13 protein-coding genes are annotated in these 16,555 nt (G+C 69.0%); 9 read left to right on the forward strand and 4 right to left on the reverse strand.

What is annotated here, in order from left to right; translation table 11 throughout:
• Nucleotides 1–107 precede the first annotated feature (107 nt).
• Nucleotides 108–2,756 carry an ATP-binding protein gene (locus ABIE41_RS17970; RefSeq protein ID WP_192641651.1) on the reverse strand — a complete coding sequence of 883 codons (2,649 nt, stop codon included), beginning with the start codon at nt 2,754–2,756 and terminating at the stop codon, nt 108–110.
• 143 nt (nt 2,757–2,899) lie between these two features.
• Here ABIE41_RS17970 and ABIE41_RS17975 point away from each other — a divergent pair, with 143 nt between their 5' ends.
• Both ABIE41_RS17975 and ABIE41_RS17980 read left to right on the forward strand, forming a co-directional pair.
• Complete coding sequence (locus ABIE41_RS17975) at nt 2,900–3,337, forward strand: response regulator (RefSeq protein WP_210320828.1); 438 nt, start codon at nt 2,900–2,902, stop codon at nt 3,335–3,337.
• Nucleotide 3,338: 1 nt separating this feature from the next.
• Nucleotides 3,339–4,595 (forward strand): pilus assembly protein TadG-related protein, encoded by a 1,257-nt coding sequence (locus ABIE41_RS17980; RefSeq protein WP_192641652.1) that lies wholly within the window; start codon nt 3,339–3,341, stop codon nt 4,593–4,595.
• A 10-nt stretch (nt 4,596–4,605) separates the two neighbouring features.
• On the opposite strand, the gene ABIE41_RS17985 is transcribed toward ABIE41_RS17980, so the two are convergent.
• Nucleotides 4,606–5,379 carry an EAL domain-containing protein gene (locus ABIE41_RS17985; RefSeq protein ID WP_192642854.1) on the reverse strand — a complete coding sequence of 258 codons (774 nt, stop codon included), beginning with the start codon at nt 5,377–5,379 and terminating at the stop codon, nt 4,606–4,608.
• A 173-nt stretch (nt 5,380–5,552) separates the two neighbouring features.
• Here ABIE41_RS17985 and ABIE41_RS17990 point away from each other — a divergent pair, with 173 nt between their 5' ends.
• The 7 genes from ABIE41_RS17990 (at nt 5,553) to ABIE41_RS18020 (ending at nt 15,235) form a co-directional block, all read left to right on the forward strand.
• Nucleotides 5,553–7,043, forward strand: a complete 1,491-nt coding sequence (locus ABIE41_RS17990; protein ID WP_192641653.1) for an amidohydrolase family protein — start codon at nt 5,553–5,555, stop codon at nt 7,041–7,043.
• Nucleotides 7,040–8,434, forward strand: coding sequence for an amidohydrolase family protein (locus tag ABIE41_RS17995; protein WP_192641654.1), 1,395 nt, complete (start codon nt 7,040–7,042; stop codon nt 8,432–8,434). The genes ABIE41_RS17990 and ABIE41_RS17995 overlap by 4 nt, the downstream gene beginning before the upstream one ends.
• A gap of 87 nt (nt 8,435–8,521) precedes the next feature.
• On the forward strand, nt 8,522–10,090 hold the full coding sequence (locus ABIE41_RS18000) for an ABC transporter substrate-binding protein (RefSeq protein ID WP_192641655.1): 1,569 nt from the start codon (nt 8,522–8,524) through the stop codon (nt 10,088–10,090).
• Between the two features lie 28 nt (nt 10,091–10,118).
• Entirely contained in the window at nt 10,119–11,087 is a 969-nt protein-coding gene (locus ABIE41_RS18005) for an ABC transporter permease (RefSeq protein WP_192641656.1), read from the forward strand.
• Nucleotides 11,088–11,152: 65 nt separating this feature from the next.
• Complete coding sequence (locus ABIE41_RS18010; protein ID WP_192642855.1) at nt 11,153–11,992, forward strand: ABC transporter permease; 840 nt, start codon at nt 11,153–11,155, stop codon at nt 11,990–11,992.
• Nucleotides 11,993–11,994: 2 nt separating this feature from the next.
• Nucleotides 11,995–13,704: a dipeptide ABC transporter ATP-binding protein gene (locus ABIE41_RS18015; RefSeq protein ID WP_192641657.1), complete on the forward strand. Its 1,710-nt coding sequence runs from the start codon at nt 11,995–11,997 to the stop codon at nt 13,702–13,704.
• Nucleotides 13,705–13,750: 46 nt separating this feature from the next.
• Nucleotides 13,751–15,235, forward strand: a complete 1,485-nt coding sequence (locus tag ABIE41_RS18020) for an amidohydrolase family protein (RefSeq protein ID WP_192641658.1) — start codon at nt 13,751–13,753, stop codon at nt 15,233–15,235.
• Between the two features lie 9 nt (nt 15,236–15,244).
• Here ABIE41_RS18020 and ABIE41_RS18025 read toward each other — a convergent pair whose 3' ends face one another.
• Nucleotides 15,245–16,099 (reverse strand): amidohydrolase, encoded by an 855-nt coding sequence (locus tag ABIE41_RS18025; protein WP_354193499.1) that lies wholly within the window; start codon nt 16,097–16,099, stop codon nt 15,245–15,247.
• Nucleotides 16,042–16,440 carry an amidohydrolase family protein gene (locus tag ABIE41_RS18030; RefSeq protein ID WP_354192706.1) on the reverse strand — a complete coding sequence of 133 codons (399 nt, stop codon included), beginning with the start codon at nt 16,438–16,440 and terminating at the stop codon, nt 16,042–16,044. Before ABIE41_RS18030 ends, ABIE41_RS18025 begins: the two co-directional genes overlap by 58 nt.
• Nucleotides 16,441–16,555 lie beyond the last annotated feature (115 nt).

The following is a 16,555-nucleotide window of genomic DNA, read 5'->3' on the forward strand; positions in this document are numbered from 1 at the left end:
CAAGGGGTTCAGGACTAGGGGCTTGGCGTGACCCCGGCAACGGGCCGGAGGCCGGCGCTGCGCGCTCGCCCGATCACAGCCTGGTGAGTTGACGAGCGAGGCCGCGCTCAGGCCGCACGGCCCATCGCTTCCGCAATCTCGCGATGGGTCTGCTGCAGGAGGCCGGCGACCGTCTCGAAGCTGTCCGCCCCCGGCGGCGCGGCGTCCTCCCGCGCGGCGCGCTCCATCTCGGCCGCCGCGGCCGCCAGGCGTTTCGCACCGAGATTGGCGCTCATCGACTTCAGCGCATGGGCGCAGCGTGCGATCCTGTCGACGTCGCCGGCCCGGGTCGCGTCGGCGAGGTGTTCGGCCTCCTCCAGCGACTTCACCCGGTAGAGCTCGGCGATGCGGCGTGCCGTCTCGATCGAGCCATTGGTCATCGCGATCAGGTCCTGCAGGACCGATACGTCGAGGCAGGCGTCCTCGCCCGTCACCTGCTCGGACATTGGATGCGAAGGCTTCTGCCCCTGCCGCCCCGGCGCGAAGGCGGCGAGGACGCTGCCGAGCCGCGCGAGGGTGAAGGGCTTGTGGACGACATCGTCCATGCCCGCCTCGCGCCAAGCATCGGCCGCGGTGCCGACGACATGGGCGGTCAGGGCGACGATGGGCAGGCGGGCACGCCCGGTCTCGGCCTCCCGGGCGCGGATGGCGCGCGCGGCCTCGAAGCCGTCGAGCCCCGGCATGCTGCCATCCATCAGCACGAGGTCGAATGTCTGACGCTCGACCGCCGCGACGGCCTGAAGCCCGTCCGCGACGAAGCTCGCGGCGATGCCGAAGCGCCGCAGGGCCGCGTCGGCAACCTCGCGATTGACCTCGCTGTCGTCGGCGACGAGCACGCGGAGATCCGGAAACTGGGTATTGTCTCCAGCGACGGTCCGCGCGACCTCGGCGCGCCGCAACGGTGCACCCTCGCGCAGCGCCGCAAGCACGGCGTCGAGATCGCGCCGCTGCACCGGCCAGGTCAGGACCTCGGCCGCACCGGCCTCGATCAGCGCGCCGGGATCCTGCGCCGCCGCGGCGATGACGAGGATGGTCGCCGCTCTTCCCTTGACCGCCGCGAGACCGGCCGGCGACGTCAAGATCAAGTCGAGGTCGGTCGCCTCGGCGTCACCCGGCTGGTAGCCGGCGGTGGCGAGAGCACGCGCGAGCATGGCGCCGGTCTGGCCCTGATCCAGCAGGACGGCCGCGCTGCGGGGCTTGCCCGCGAACGCCGCCGGCTCCACCGCGGCGGCACTGGCCGCGACCGGCAGCGCGAAGGAGAAGGTGCTGCCCTCGCCGAGCGTGCTGCGGACCTCCAGCGTCCCGCCCATCGCGGCAACGAGCTGGCGCGCGATCGACAGCCCCAGCCCGGTGCCGCCATGGGTGCGGGTCGTCGACTGGTCGGCCTGGGAGAAGGATTCGAAGATCGTTCCCAGTTTGTCGGCGGGGATGCCGATGCCGGTGTCGGTCACCGCGAAGCGCAGGGCCCCCTCGCCGTCCCGCGTCAGCGCGACGGTGACGCCGCCGGCCTCGGTGAATTTCAGTGCGTTGTTGACGAGGTTGCCGAGCACCTGGCCGAGACGCACGGGATCGGCGCGGACCATCAGCCCCGGCGGCGTCCCAAACAGGCCGCAGAGGTCGAGCCCCTTCGACAGGGCGCGGTCGCCGAAGAGCTGAAGCACCGCGTCCACCGACTCCTCGGGGTCGATCTCCAGCGATTCCACCTCGAGCTTGCCGGCCTCGATCTTCGAGATGTCGAGGATGTCGTTGATGATCGCCAGCAGGCTGGTGCCGGAGCGCGCGATCACCTCCGCCTGCCTGCGGGCGCGCTGCGGCAGTTCGCCGGCCGCCAGCAGTTCGGCCATCACGAGGATGCCGTTCATCGGCGTGCGGATCTCGTGGCTCATCGTCGCGAGGAAGTCGGACTTCGCCTGGTTCGCCCGATCGGCGGACAGCGCGGCGTGCTGATAGTCGGCGGTACGGTCAGCGACCTCGCGTTCCAGCCGGTCGCGGTGATCGGCGAGCCTCTGATCGCGCTCGCGAATGTCGCCGAGCATGCCGTTAAAGCTGTCGACGAGGATGCCGATCTCGTCGCGCGGGCCGGCCGGCAGCGTGACTGTGTAATCATGCTCGCGGCGCACGCGCATCATCGTCTGGGTCAGCGCGCCGAGCGGGCCGGTGATGCGCCCCTGCAGGCGCAGCGCCAGCGCGATCGCGACCAGCGTCGCCACCGCGCCCGTCAGCAGCGTCTCCTCGACGGCACGGCGGATCAACGCCGGCAGGTCTCGCGTATCGGCGATGACGCGCAGGCTGCCGACCGTAGCGCCGCCATGGATGACAGGCACGGTCGCCTCCATCGAGCGGCTGCGCAGGATCGCCGCCAGCGACCAGCGCGTTTGCGGACCGTCCACGACCAGATCGCCGGCCAGTTGCTCGGTCGCGCCGATCTCGGCGAGCGCCCGCCCCTCGCTGGTCTCGATGCCGGCATAGGTGATGCCCTTGAGGCGTGAGATCGCGTTGATCGCCTCCTGGGCGGCGGAGGCGTCGTGGTCCGCCACCGGGCGCGAGGCGGCGGCCGCAATGGCGAAACCCGTGTCGAGCACCGCGTCTCGTCGCGACACGCCGTAGCTTTCGGTCTCCCGCCAGACCGAGACGGCGACGAGAACCGCGCTCGCCATCAGCGTCGAGGCAACGACGAGGAGGATCAGGCGGCTGCGGATCGAGAGGTGAAAACGCATGGGCATGTCGCAGGATAGGCCGCTCATGCTTTCCCAATTCCAAATTCGAACGCGAATAATTCTCAAGAGGTGGAACGGTTTTTTTGCATCTGCGCGTCAGGGTTGTCACTCAGGCACCAGAACGGTGCCGCTGGAGCCTTCCGATGACGATGACGGGCGAAGCCTGCATCCCATTCAGCTACGTGCTGTGCGACCGGCTCGCGATCCTTGCGGTCGACGACGATCCGATCCAGCGCGAGTTCAGCGCGGTCTATCTCGCCGGCCCGCAGGCCGAGGTGACGACGGCCGGCTCGGCGGAAGAGGGCCTCGCGCTGCTGGAGACGACATCCTTCGACGTCGCGCTCGTCGATGTCGACATGCCCGGCATCAATGGCATCGAGATGGTCCGCCGCATCCGCGCGGACAACCGGTTCGACGATCTGCCGGTGATGGTCATCACCGGCCGTGAGGATATCCTCTCCATCGACCAGGCCTATGCGGCCGGCGCGACCTCCTTCATGTGCAAGCCCGTGAACTGGCGGCTGCTCGGCCACCAGATCCGCTTCATGGTCCGGGCGCATCGTGCCCTGGCGGCCGCCTGAGATGGCGGCGCGGTTCACAAGGCTGCTGCTACGCCTGCTCGGTGACGAGCGCGGCGGCACCATCGTCGCGATGGGCATTGCCCTGCCGGTCCTGGCGATGGGCGCGGGCGTCGTGGTCGATTACGGCATCCTGTCCGAGCAGCGCCAGGCGTTCCAGACGGTCGCGGACGCCTCGGCGCTCGCCGCGGCGCGCGAATTCCGGCTCGCCAATGCCAGCCCCACGGGGGTGCAGTCCGCCGCGGAGAAGTTCGCGAAATCATCCCTGGCCGCTGTCAACCAGACCGCGACGGTCGCGACCTCCGTCGACGTCCGGAAGATGACCGTCACGGTCGATGTATCGACGGTGGCACGCACAAACATCATGCACATGTTCGGGCATGACATGGTGACGGTCGCCGCGAGCGCGACCGCGCGTGTCATGGGCACGGCCTCGATCTGCGTCATCGGCCTCGAGACCTCGAAGAACGAGACGATCTATCTCGAGAAGGAAGCGAAGCTCGAGGCGCCCGAATGCGCCGTCTACTCCAACTCGAACAAGAAGGATGGCCTCAAGGCCAAGGAGAACTCCCAGCTTCGCGCCCGGTTCATCTGCTCGGCCGGCGGTAGCTACAAGGACAAATATGACAGCTTTGTCCCCAGCCCGACCTTGGACTGCCCGATCCTCAACGACCCGTTGGCCTCGCGGCCGCCGCCCTCGACCGGCGCCTGCGCGGCGACCGACCTGAAGGTGACCGCCAGCACCACGCTCAGCCCCGGCACCTATTGCGGCGGCGTGCGCATCAGCAAAGGCGCCGTGGTCACGCTGAACCCGGGCATCTACGCCTTCAAGGAAGGACGGCTCGACGTGTCCGGCGGCGCGACGCTCAAGGGCGCCAATGTCGGGCTCTACTTCACAGGCAAGGGCGCCGTGCTGCGCTTCGACGCCGACACGAAGATCGACCTCACCGCTCCCAAGGACGGCGTGATGGCCGGCATCCTGATTTTCGAGGATCGCGGCTCGCCGCTGAACCAAAAGCACGAGATCCTCAGCAACGACGCCAAGGTGCTGCTGGGCACGCTCTATCTGCCGCAGGGCGAGCTCAACATCGGCGCCAACAAGCCGGTTGCAGCGGATTCGGCCTACACCATCGTGGTGGCACGGCGGTTCACGCTCTCTGCGGGGCCGACCATGGTGATGAACGCGAAGTATTCCTCGACCAACATCCCCGTGCCCGAGGGAGTCGGCCCGGGCTCGACCGCAGCGCATCTGGCGCGCTGAGGCGCCGGCCTCAGCGGCCGGCGGGCCAACCTTCGCGCAGGAAGGTGTCGATCTGCGCGGCCGGCACGGCGGGCGAGTACAGATAGCCCTGGAGCAGGTGACAGCCGGCGATGCGCAGGAACTGCTGCTGCGCCTGCGTTTCGACACCTTCCGCCACGACCTTCAGACCAAGCGCCCGCGACAGTGCCGAGACCGCCTGGACGATCGCGGCGGCCTTCAGTTCGCCGGTGCCGTCCACCAGCGACTTGTCGAGCTTGAGCTTGTCGATCGGCAGCTTCTGCAGATAGGCGAGGCTGGAATAGCCCGTCCCGAAATCGTCGAGCGCGATGCGGATGCCGGCGCGCCGCAGAACTTCCATCGTCTCGATGGCCCGCTCGAAATTCTCGATGATGCCGCTTTCGAGCAGTTCGAGCTCGAGTTGGGCTGGCGCGCTGCCCAATTCCGCGATGACCGCCAGCAGCCTTGCGGCAAAGTCGTGCGCCTGGAACTGCCGCGCGCTGATGTTCACTGCGACCGAGAGCTGTGGCCAGCGCAGCCCGTCCGTGCAGGCCTGCCGGATCACCCACCAGTCCAGCGCATCGGCCGTCGCATCATCGACCACCTTGTCGAGGATGGCTCCCGGTCCCGTCACCGACCCGTCGGGCTTGACCGAACGCAACAGGCATTCCACCCCGACGAACGCCTTCCCGTCCGAACTGACCTGCGGCTGATAGAAGAGTTGAGCGGTGGCGAGAATGGGACCCTCAGTGGTTGGGCCGACGCCGGCCCTTTTCGAAGGCGAGATTCGACGGCGCTGACGTTAGTCGATCCAGCGCACCGCCTCAATGCCGCGCGCAGGCGGCTCCTTGCACAACCTGCCCGCCCCATTGCGGCGCCTCTCCAGCCGACGTTCAATGACACCGCGGTCGGGGGCCGTATCGCGGCGATGACGGGCGCGATTGTTGCAGGAGCGACTGCATGACGGTTGGAGCGCAGAGCACGGGCCGCACGCTGGTGGCGGGGCGATGGGTCGTCGGTCATCGCGACGGCCGGCATGTCCTGATCGAGCGTGGCGAAGTGGTGTTCGAAGGCGGCGAGATCATCTTCGTCGGGCACGGCTTCCCGGGCGAGGTGACCCGCCGGATCGAGCGACCCGACACGCTGATCGCGCCGGGCTTCATCGATCTGGATGCGGTCTGCGATCTCGATACCGCCGTGCTGAGCCTCGACAACACGCCCTCCTGGCGCAAAGGGCGGATCTGGCCGACGAGCTATGTCGCGCGCGGCCCCTATGAGATGTACGGGCCCGAGGAGCTCGCCTTCCAGAAGCGCTACGGGCTAGCCCAGCTTCTGCGCAATGGCATCACCACCGCGCTGCCCATCGCCTCCCTGTTCTATCGCGAATGGGGCGAGACCTATCAGGAATTCGCCGCGGCCGCCGAAGCGGCCGAGGATCTTGGCCTGCGGGTCTATCTCGGACCGGCCTATCGCAGCGGCCACACGCAAGTCGACGAGGCCGGCGCGGTCAGCCTGTTCATGGACGAGGCGCGCGGCCTCGCCGGCCTCGACGAGGCGATCCGCTTCTGTCGCGACATGGAGGGGCGGGCCGGCGGACGAGTGCGGATCATGCTGGCGCCGGACCGGATCGAGAGCTGCACACCGGAACTGCTGCGCCGGACGGCGGCGGCGGCGCGCGATCTCGACGTGCCGCTGCGGCTGCACTGCCACCAGTCGCGCTTCGAGGTCGAGACGGTGATGCGGCTGCACGGGCTCTCGCCGACCGGCTGGCTAGCCAGCCTCGGCGTGCTCGGCTCCCGCGTGCTGCTGCCGCATTTCACGGATTTTCCGAGCGTCGGCGGCGTCTCGACGCGCGAGGCCGACCTGGCCGCCCTGCTCGCGGCCGATGCGACGGTCGTCCATTGCCCGGTGGTGATGGCGCGCAATGGTTCGGCGCTCGCCGGCCTGTCCGATCTCGTTGCGCGAGGGCTACGCATCGGGCTCGGCACCGACACCTGGCCGCCGGACATGATCCTGAACATGCAGGTCGGCCTGATGCTGGGCCGGGTGATGGCCGGCTCGGTCAGCCAGCCGAGCAGCGCGCAGCTCTTCGACGCCGCGACCTGGGCCGGGGCCGATGCGCTGGGCCGCCCCGATCTCGGGCGGCTGATGCCCGGGGCACGGGCCGATCTGATCGCGATCGATTTCGGCCATGACCGGATCGGGCAGGTGATCGACCCGATCCAGACGCTCATGCAATCCAGTTCGGGGCGCGACGTCACCGACGTCTTCGTCGAGGGGCGCCATGTGCTCGTGGACGGCGCCATCCCCGGCTTCGACGCGGCCGAAGCCCATGCCCGGGCACAGCGGCAGTTCGACGGGCTGATCGCCAAGTACCCGGAGAGGACCTGGGGCCATCCACCGGTCACGGAGATCTTTCAGCCCAGCTATCCCGTCGAGGCGGCGCCATGATGGAGGCGAGGGTCACGGTCATCGGCAACGCCGTCGTCATTCCCGTCGACGGGAGCCGGCATATCCTCGACCGCGGCCATGTCGTCGTCGCCGACGGCGTGATCCTGGAGGTGGCGGAGGGCCGCTGGCCGGATCTGGCTCCCCCCGGCGCCAAGCGCCTCGATTGCGACGGCGCCATCCTCATCCCCGGGCTGATCGACCTGCACCTGCATGCCGGACACGGCCTGACGAAGAATCTCGGCGGCGCTGTCGGCGACTGGATGGCGATGGTCGGCGATGTCTATGCGCTGCATTCCGATGTCGCCTTCTGGACCGCCGATGCCGAGTTGCAGACGCTGGAGCGGCTGATGGGCGGGACCACGCTGGCGGTGCCCTTCTTCGGCGGCGGCGACAACGTCATGCGCAGCGAGGACCCCGCCTTCGCGGAGGCCCATCTCGCTGCCGTGGCGGCCAGCGGCCTGCGCGAGATCCTGGTGATGGGCATCGACCGCCCGCCCTTCCCCAAGCGCCGGCGCGACTGGGGACGCGGCGGTGCCGAGCGCGCCATCGGGCTCGCGGACCAACTCCAGACCATCGAGGCCGTTGCCGCGTCCTGGCGGGGTGCCGCAGAGGGCCGCATCGACGTCGCCGTCTCGGCGCCGGTCGTCGGCCCGCTGGATTTCGAGGCCGCCCAGCCGCAGGCGCAACGCGCCATCGCCGAGAGCGTCAGCGCCGCCTGGGACCTTGCGCGTCGCAGCGGCAGCCGCTTCGTGCAGGACGGCCACCGCGACGGCTCGGTCGCCTTCATGGCTGAGCGCTTTGGCCTGTTCGACGAACGCTCGGTCCTGGCGCATTGCATCGACCTGACGGAGGCCGACATCGCGACGATGGTCGCGCGCGGCTGCGCGGCCGCCTATACGCCCAGTTCGCTGATGGCGGTGTTCGGCTACTGCCCGGCCCCCGCCTTGCTCGCCGCGGGGCTTCGCGTCGGACTCGGCACCGACGGGCCGGCGCCGGACCGCTCGCTCGACCTGTTCCGGACGATGTTCATGGCCCATCGCCACCAGGCGATCCGCTGGAAGGACCCGTCCGCGATCGACGCCTGGACGATCCTAGAGATGGCGACCCGGGGCGGTGCCGCCGCGCTCGGCCTGGGCGGCAGCCTCGGCTCGATAGAGACTGGAAAGCGGGCCGATCTCGTCGTCGTGTCGCGCCGGGGCGCGCATCTCCACCCCCCCGATATGCCGGTGGAACGGCTGGTTTTCTTCGCCAATGCGGCCGATGTCAGCCATGTCATGGTCGACGGCCGGCTGTTGCTGCGCGACCGGGCGCCGCTCACAATGGACGCCGACGCAGTTCTCGACCGGGCGGGCGCCGCCTATGCGCTGATGAAACAACGGGCAGGAATCTGAGCGGCGCCCGGAATCGTCGCTTGACGCGATTGTATGCAGTTTGCGTATGATACGGCATGCAGTGATCTGCGCATGGAGGGGTGTCGGATGAACCGGGTCGTTACGCTTCTGGCCGCCGCGTCGGCGGCCGTTCTCGCCGCCACGGCGGCCGGTGCGAACACGGTGCGCTGGTCCGCGCCGACCGACATCGCCACGCTCGACCCCTATGCCCAGACCGAGAGCTTCACCACGGCGATGCTCCACCACGTCTTCGACCCGCTGGTGCGCCGCGGGCGGACGATGCAGCTCGAGCCGGCGCTGGCGACGAGCTGGAAGACGATCAAGCCCGACACCTGGCGCTTCGAGCTGCGCAAGGGCGTCAAGTTCCACAACGGCAACGCCTTCACCGCCGACGACGTCGTCGCCTCGGTGACCCGTCTGCTCGACCCCGGCGCCCGCGCGCGGGGCAACCTCTCGCAGGTGATCCGGGCCGAGAAGGTCGACGACTTCACCGTCGATCTCGTCACCAAGGGCCCCTACCCGCTGCTGCTGAACGATCTCGCCGGCATCTACATCATGGACAAGGAGTGGATGGAGCAGACGGGCTCGCTCAAGCCGGGCAATATCGCCACCGGCGTCAGCACCGCCGCCTCCACCACCGCCATCGGCACGGGCCCGTTCAAGCTCGAATCCTTCAAGCCCGATGCCGGCACGACCATGGTCGTGAACCCGGACTGGTGGGACAAGCCGGCCCACAACGTTACCCGCATCGAGTTCAAGCCGATCAAGTCGGACGCCACGCGCGTCGCGGCCCTGCTCTCGGGCGAACTCGACCTGATCGCGCCGGCACCGCTGCAGGATCTCGCCCGCATCGGCGCCAACAGCGCCTTCAAGGTGATCGAGGAGCCCTCGCTGCGGCTGATCTTCCTCGGCTTCAACCAGCGCGACGAACTCAGGGCGGCGCCGGGCCAGAAGAACCCGCTGAAGGAGCTCAAGGTCCGCCAGGCGCTCTGGCAGGCGGTCGATCTCGACGCGATCCAGAAGCGGGTCATGCGCGGCAAGTCGCAGAACACCGGCACGCTGGTCGCCCCGCCGGTGCCCGGCTACGACAAGGCCAACGACGTCCTCCCGGGCTACAGCGCCGACAAGGCCAAGGCCCTGCTGGCCGAAGCGGGCTATCCCGGCGGATTCAAGCTCGGCCTGAACTGTCCCAACGACCGCTACATCAACGACGAGCAAATCTGTGTCGCGGTCGCCGCGATGTGGAGCCGCATCGGCGTGCAGACCGAGGTGAAGACGGAGTCGCGGGCGACCTATTTCCCCAAGCAGGATCGCGGCGAGTTCGACGCCTTCATGCTGGGATGGGCCACCCTGCCGCCGATGGACGGGTTCAGCGTGCTCTCGGCGCTGCTGACGGCGCCGAAGGACGGCTATGGTGGCTCGAACGCGATGGGCTATTCCAACCCGGAGATCGAGCGCCTGACGCGGGAAGCCGCCGTCGAGCTCGACGAGCCCAAGCGCCGCGCGATGATGATCGAGGCGCTGAAGATCGCGCGCGATACGGTGGCCTATCTGCCGCTGCATCTGCAGCCGGTGGCCTGGGCCGCCCGCCAGGGTGTCGATGTTCCGCAGTTCCCGGACGAGTATGTCCGCCTCTGGTTCGCGCAGGTGAAGTGACGCGTTCGCCGAGGCCGGACCGCCTGCCATGCTGCGCCTCCTGATCGCCCGCCTCGGCCAGGCCGTGCTCGTCATGCTCGCGGTCTCGGCGGTGTCCTTCGGCATGTTCCGCTTCGTCGGCGATCCCGTCTCGGCTCTGTCGCGCGAGAACGCGACCGTCGAGGAAAAGCAGGAACTGCGCGAGGCACTGGGTCTGGAACGGCCGATCATCGTGCAGTTCGGCGCGTTCATCGGCCGGATCGTCCGCGGCGATTTCGGGATCAGCTATCGCAACCAGCGCCCCGTCGCCGCCCTCATCGCGGAGCGGCTGCCGGCGACGCTGGAGCTGGTTCTGGTCGCGACGGTCCTGTCGCTGGTGCTTGGCATTCCGCTCGGCGTGCTCTGTGCGCTGAAGCCCGACGGGGTCGCGGCGCGCCTGGTCCAGGCGGTGTCGCTGATCGGCATCTCGACACCGACCTTCGTGACGGGGATCGTCCTGATCCTGACCTTCGCGGTGACGCTCGGCCTCCTGCCCTCCTTCGGCCGGGGCGAGACCGTGCAGATCGGCCCCTGGTCGACGGGGCTGCTGACGGTCAGCGGGCTCAAAGCGCTGATCCTGCCCTCGATCACGCTGGCGCTCTACCAGCTCACCCTGATCATGCGGCTCGTCCGCTCGGAGCTGATCGATGTGCTCTCAAGCGACTATATCCGCTTCGCCCGGGCGCGCGGCCTGTCGGCCCGGCATATCCATTTCACGTTGGCGCTGCGCAACGCGCTGATGCCGGTGATCACGGTCACGGGGCTGCAGATCGGCTCGCTGATCGCCTTCGCCATCGTCACCGAGACGGTGTTCCAGTGGCCCGGCATGGGGCTGCTCTTCATCCAGGCCGTCAGCTTCTCGGACGTGCCGGTGATGGCGGCCTATCTGCTCTTCGTCGGGCTGCTCTTCGTCCTCATCAACACCGCCGTCGACCTGCTTTATGCGCTGGTCGATCCGCGTCTGCGCGTGAGGAGCTGAGCGTGGCGGCCTCCCTGTCCCGGCGGCTGCGGCGCGTTCCGCTTTCGGTCTGGCTCGCCGGGCTGATGGCCGTCGTCATCGTGGCGGCGGCCGCCTTGGCCCCGCTGATCGCGCCGTTCGATCCGACCGACCTGACGAGCTTCAACCTGATCGACGCGGAGCTGCCGCCGCGCTTCTCGCCCGATGGCGATCCGCGCTTCCTGCTCGGCACCGACAACCAGGGCCGCGACCTGCTCTCCGCCATGCTCTACGGCGCGCGTGTCTCGATCCTGATCGGCGGCGGCGCCGTGATGGTGGCGGCGGTGGTCGGCGTCGGGCTCGGCCTGATCGCTGGCTATTTCGGCGGCTGGGTCGATGCCGCGATCATGCGCTTCGGCGACATCATCCTGAGCTTCCCGACCATCCTGCTCGCCCTGCTCGTCGCCGGGGTGGCGCGGATGCTGTTTCCGGCCGCGAGCTCGGCGGAGTGGGCGCCCTTCATCCTGATCGGGGCGATCGCGATCCATGAATGGGTGCAGTATGCCCGCACCGTACGGGCCGCGACCATGGTCGAGACTGCGCGCGACTATGTCCGCGCGGTCAAGGTCATCGGCCTGCCCTCTCGCCAGATCATGCTGCGGCACATCCTGCCCAATGTGATGGGGCCGGTGCTGGTGATCGCGACCATCAACCTCGCCGCCGCCGTGTTGACGGAAGCCACCCTCTCCTTCCTCGGCGTCGGCATGCCGCCGACCTATCCCTCGCTCGGCACGCTGATCAGGATCGGCAACGAGTTCGTCTTCTCCGGCGTGTGGTGGATCGCGCTGTTTCCGGCGCTGCTGCTGGTGCTGCTGGTGCTAGGCGTCAACATCGTCGGCGACTGGCTGCGCGACCTGTTCAACCCGAAGCTGCAGGGGCGCGGATGAGCATGGTTGCCCCCATACTCGCCATCGACCGGCTGCGGATCGAATACCCGCTGGCCGATGGCGGCGTGCTGACGGCGGTGGAAGGCGCGTCGCTGACCATCGCGCCGGGCGAGATTCATGCGCTGGTGGGTGAATCCGGCGCGGGCAAGACGACGATCGGCAATGCGGTGCTCGGCCTGCTCGAAAAGCCCGGCCGGATCGCCTCGGGCACGATCGCGCTCGACGGCCAGCCCTTCGACCCGCAGAAGCCCGGCGCGGTCCGGCTCGGCCGCGACATCGGCGCGGTGTTCCAGGACCCGATGACGAGCCTGAACCCGCTCTTCACGATCGAGAGCCAGATCGTCGAGACGCTGCGGGCGCATCTGCCGCTGGACCGGGCCGCTGCGCGGGCGCGGGCGCTCGAGCTGCTGAAGGCGGTCGGCATTCCCGAGCCGGAGCGCAGGCTGTCGGCCTATCCGCACCAGCTCTCCGGCGGGCAGCGGCAGCGCGTCGTCATCGCCTGCGCCCTGGCCTGCGAGCCCCAGCTGCTCGTAGCCGACGAGCCGACGACCGCGCTCGACGTCTCGATCCAGGCGCAGATCCTCGATCTGCTGCGCGGGCTGGCGGATGAGCGCGGCATCGGGATCCTGCTCGTCACGCACAATATGGGCGTCGTCGCGCAGATCGCCGACACGGTGACGATCATGCATCGCGGCCACATCGTCGAGAGCGGGCCGGTGGCGCAGGTCCTGCACAATCCCCAAGCGGACTATGCCAAGGCCCTGATCGGCGCCGTGCCACGCATCGACATCCGGCTCGACCGCTTTCCGATGCTCGACGGGGCGAACCAGACCGAGGCCGGCGCCGCCCGGGACAGGCTTCGGGCAAAGGCCCTGGCCGTCGGGGACCCGTCGTCGGGTCGCGACGTGCCCCTGCTGAGCGTCGATAATCTCAGCGTCGATTACGGGGCGGGCTTCCTCGCCGGCCGTGGCGCCCGCGCCTTCCGGGCCGTCGACGGGGTGAGCTTCGAGATCAAGCAAGGCGAGGTCTTCGGCCTCGTCGGCGAGTCCGGCTGCGGCAAGACCACCATCGCCAATGTGGTGGCGGGCCTGCGCGCGCCGACCGGCGGCACCATCCGCTTCGACGGCCAGGTGATCGCCGGTGCGGAGGCGGCGCCGCGCAAGGGCAAGGCGCGGCGCGCCATCCAGATGATCTTCCAGGATCCCTATTCCTCGCTGAACGCGCGGATGCGCGTCGGCCGCATCCTGGCCGAGCCGATCCTGTTCTACGAGCTGGCGCGGACGCGGGCCGAGGCCGAGGCCGATGTCGGCTTGCTGATCGAGGCCGTCGGCCTGCCGGCCGAGGCCGCACAGCGCTTCCCGCATGCCTTCTCCGGCGGCCAGCGCCAGCGGCTCTCGATCGCGCGGGCGCTGGGGGCGCGGCCGCGGCTGATCGTCTGCGACGAGCCGACCTCCTCCCTCGACGTCTCCGTCCAGGCGCAGATCCTCAACCTGCTCAAGGATCTGCGCGATGCGACCGGGCTGACGCTGCTGCTGATCAGTCATGACCTCGCGGTGATCCGCCAGATGTGCGACCGCGTCGCGGTGATGCGCGCGGGGCGGATCGTCGAGATGGCGGCGGCCGAGACACTCTTCACGGCTCCGCAGGCCGATTACACCCGACAACTGCTCTCGCTCGTGCCGACGCTCGAGCGCATTCGCGGCGAAGCCTGACGGCCGGCTTCACCGATCCAAACATGTAAGGCCCGAGGAGACGACCATGACCGACATCCTGATCCAGCACGGCGTGGTCGTGACCATGGACGGCACACGGCGCGTCATCGAGGACGGCGCCGTCGCGATCAAAGGCGACCGCATCGTCGCCGTCGGCACCAGCGCCGAACTCGCGATCAGCCAGGGCGATGCCGTCACCCTCATCGACGCTGCCGGCAAGATCGTGATGCCGGGCCTGATCGACGCCCACACCCATGCCGGCCACGGACTGATCAAGACCATGGGCGGGGGGCGCAGCGACGAATGGTACGAGGTCTGCCACAGGGTCTACACCGTCGCCTCGACGCCGGAATGGTGGCGCGCCGAGGCGCAGCTCGCGGCGCTGGAGCGACTGCGCTTCGGCGTCACGACCGCGGTCGCGCTGCTGGGCGGCGGCGACACCATCATGCGCTGCGACGAGCCTGTTTATGGCGAGGCGCATCTCGACGGCGTCGCCGAGGTCGGCACGCGCTCGGTGCTGGCGGTCGGCGCGACGCGCCCGCCCTTCCCGCGCACCTATGCCCGCTTCGAGAACGGCGAGGCGAAGGAGCACGCCACGACGTTCAAGGACATGTTTGCGACCTGCCAGTCACTGGTCGAGACCCAGCATGGCCGGCTCGGCAAGCGGCTCAACATCGCGCTGATCACGCCGACGCTGCGGGCCGAGCACGAGGCCGGGCTCAGCGCATCGGATCTGGCCGATGCGCGTGCGCAGGGCCGCCGCATGTCCGACTTCGCCAGGGAGGCCGGGCTCGTCTTCACCCAGGACGGGCACACCAAGGGCAGCGTCGCCTATGCCAAGGAGCTCGGCATTCTCGGGTCCCATGCGCTGCTCTCGCATTCGACGGCGCTGACCGACGAGGAGATCGCGATCGTCGCCGATACCGGCACGCATATCGTCCATAATCCATCCGCCGTCGCCTCGATCCTGGCGCGCTGCCCGGTCACGGAGCTGCTGGAGGCCGGCGCCAATGTCTGCCTCGGCTCGGATGCCACAGCGCCGGACCGCTCGGGCGACATGTTCCGTCACATGCAGCAATGCATGCATTACCACCGCACCTTCCACCACGATCCGAGTTGGCTGCCGCCGGGACGCGTGCTGGAGATGTGCACCGTCGATGCCGCCCGGGCGCTCGGCATGGCCGACGAGATCGGCTCGCTGGAGGTCGGCAAGAAGGCCGACGTCGTGCTGCTCGACTGGCGCCGGCCGCATCTCTACCCGGCCAACATGCCGCTGTTCCGGCTGGTCTATTTCGCCAATGGCAACGACGTCGACACCGTCATCGTCGATGGGCGGATCGCGCTGCGCGGCCGCGTCGCGCAGTTCGTCAACGAGGATGCGGTGCTCGACACGGCACAGGCCCAAACGGACTGGATGCTCGATTACTGCGGCTTCCGGCCTCTGCTGGAGACGCCGGCGAGTTTCTGGGGCCAGGTGCGCGCCATGGACCAAGTCGAGGCGCGCAGCCTGTCGGGGCTCAAGAAGAACTGAGCTTCGGCCTCAGGCCGCTGGGCGCAGCGGCACGCCGTCGCGGGCGACGATGCGGCCGCGCTTGAGAACGCGGCGGTTGGGCGAGCGGTTGACGACCGCCTCGGCCAGCGTCTCGCCGGGCAGGATCAGCAGATCGGCGGCGCAGCCCTCGGCCAGCCCATAGTCCGCGACCTCCATCAGCTTCGCGCCCTCGACGGTGCAGGTGTCGAGCGCGAGCCGTACCTCGTCGTCACGGCGCAGATTGTTGCGCAGCCCGACGAGCACGGCGCGCTCCAGCATGTCGCCATTGCCATAGGGGTTCCAGGTGTCGCGGATGCCGTCGGAGCCGGCGGCGATGCGGATGCCGGCGGCGAGCATCCGCTTCACGGCCGGAACGGGCCGGCTGGCCGGCGCCGTGGTGACGATGGCGATGTCGAGTTCGGCGATCGCCTCGATCAGCGGATCCACCAGCGCCGGATCGGGCGTGCCCAGGCAGAAGGCATGGCTGATCGCGACCTTGCCCTGCATGCCGAGCGCCCGCGTCCGCTCGATGATCAGGTCCAGCGAAAACGCGCCCATTTCCCCGGGCTCGTGCAGATGGATGTCGAGCGGCTTCCCGTAGCGCTGGCAGAGCCCGAAGATCGCGTCCAGATGGCCCCTGGGGTCGCGGTCGATGCCGCAGGGGTCGAGCCCGCCGACGACCTCGCAGCCGGCCTTCATGGCCGCGTCCATGACCTCGAGCGTGCCCGGGCGGCGCAGCAGACCGGACTGTGGAAAGGCGACCAGCTCGATGTCGACGATGTCGCGCCAGGCATCGCGGGTCGCCATCACGCCCTCGATGCCCCAGAGACCGTGCTCGGTGTCGACATCGACATGGCTGCGGATATGGGTGGCACCGAAGACCGAGCCCGCACAGCCTGCCGCGCCGACTGGCGGGCGGGCTCGATGTCGAGCCGTTTCTTATTCATCCGCTCGTTGTCGATCTTGTCGAGCAGATTCGGGCCAACCTCGTTCACGTACCAGGGCAGGCCGAGCAGGTTCTTGTCGAGATGGGTGTGCGCCTCGACGAGGCCGGGCACGACGATCTCGCCACGTCCCTCCTCCACCAGGACGCCAGGCGCCGCGATGGCCGGCGCGACGCGGGCGATGCGGCCGTCCTCGATCAGGATGTCGGTCGCCGCTCCGCCGAAGGGGCGGACGTCGCGCAGCAGAAGGGAAGCCGTCATGAGCGGAAATGCCTCGCGAAATCGCGGCCGAAGCGCCCTCGACATCGAGGCAGATCGCAGCCGGCCCCCAGCATAGGCAGCAGGCCAAAAGGCCTCAAGCGGCATCCGAACCAAC

Source organism: Bosea sp. OAE506 (genome assembly GCF_040546595.1).
Taxonomy (GTDB): Bacteria; Pseudomonadota; Alphaproteobacteria; order Rhizobiales; family Beijerinckiaceae; genus Allobosea.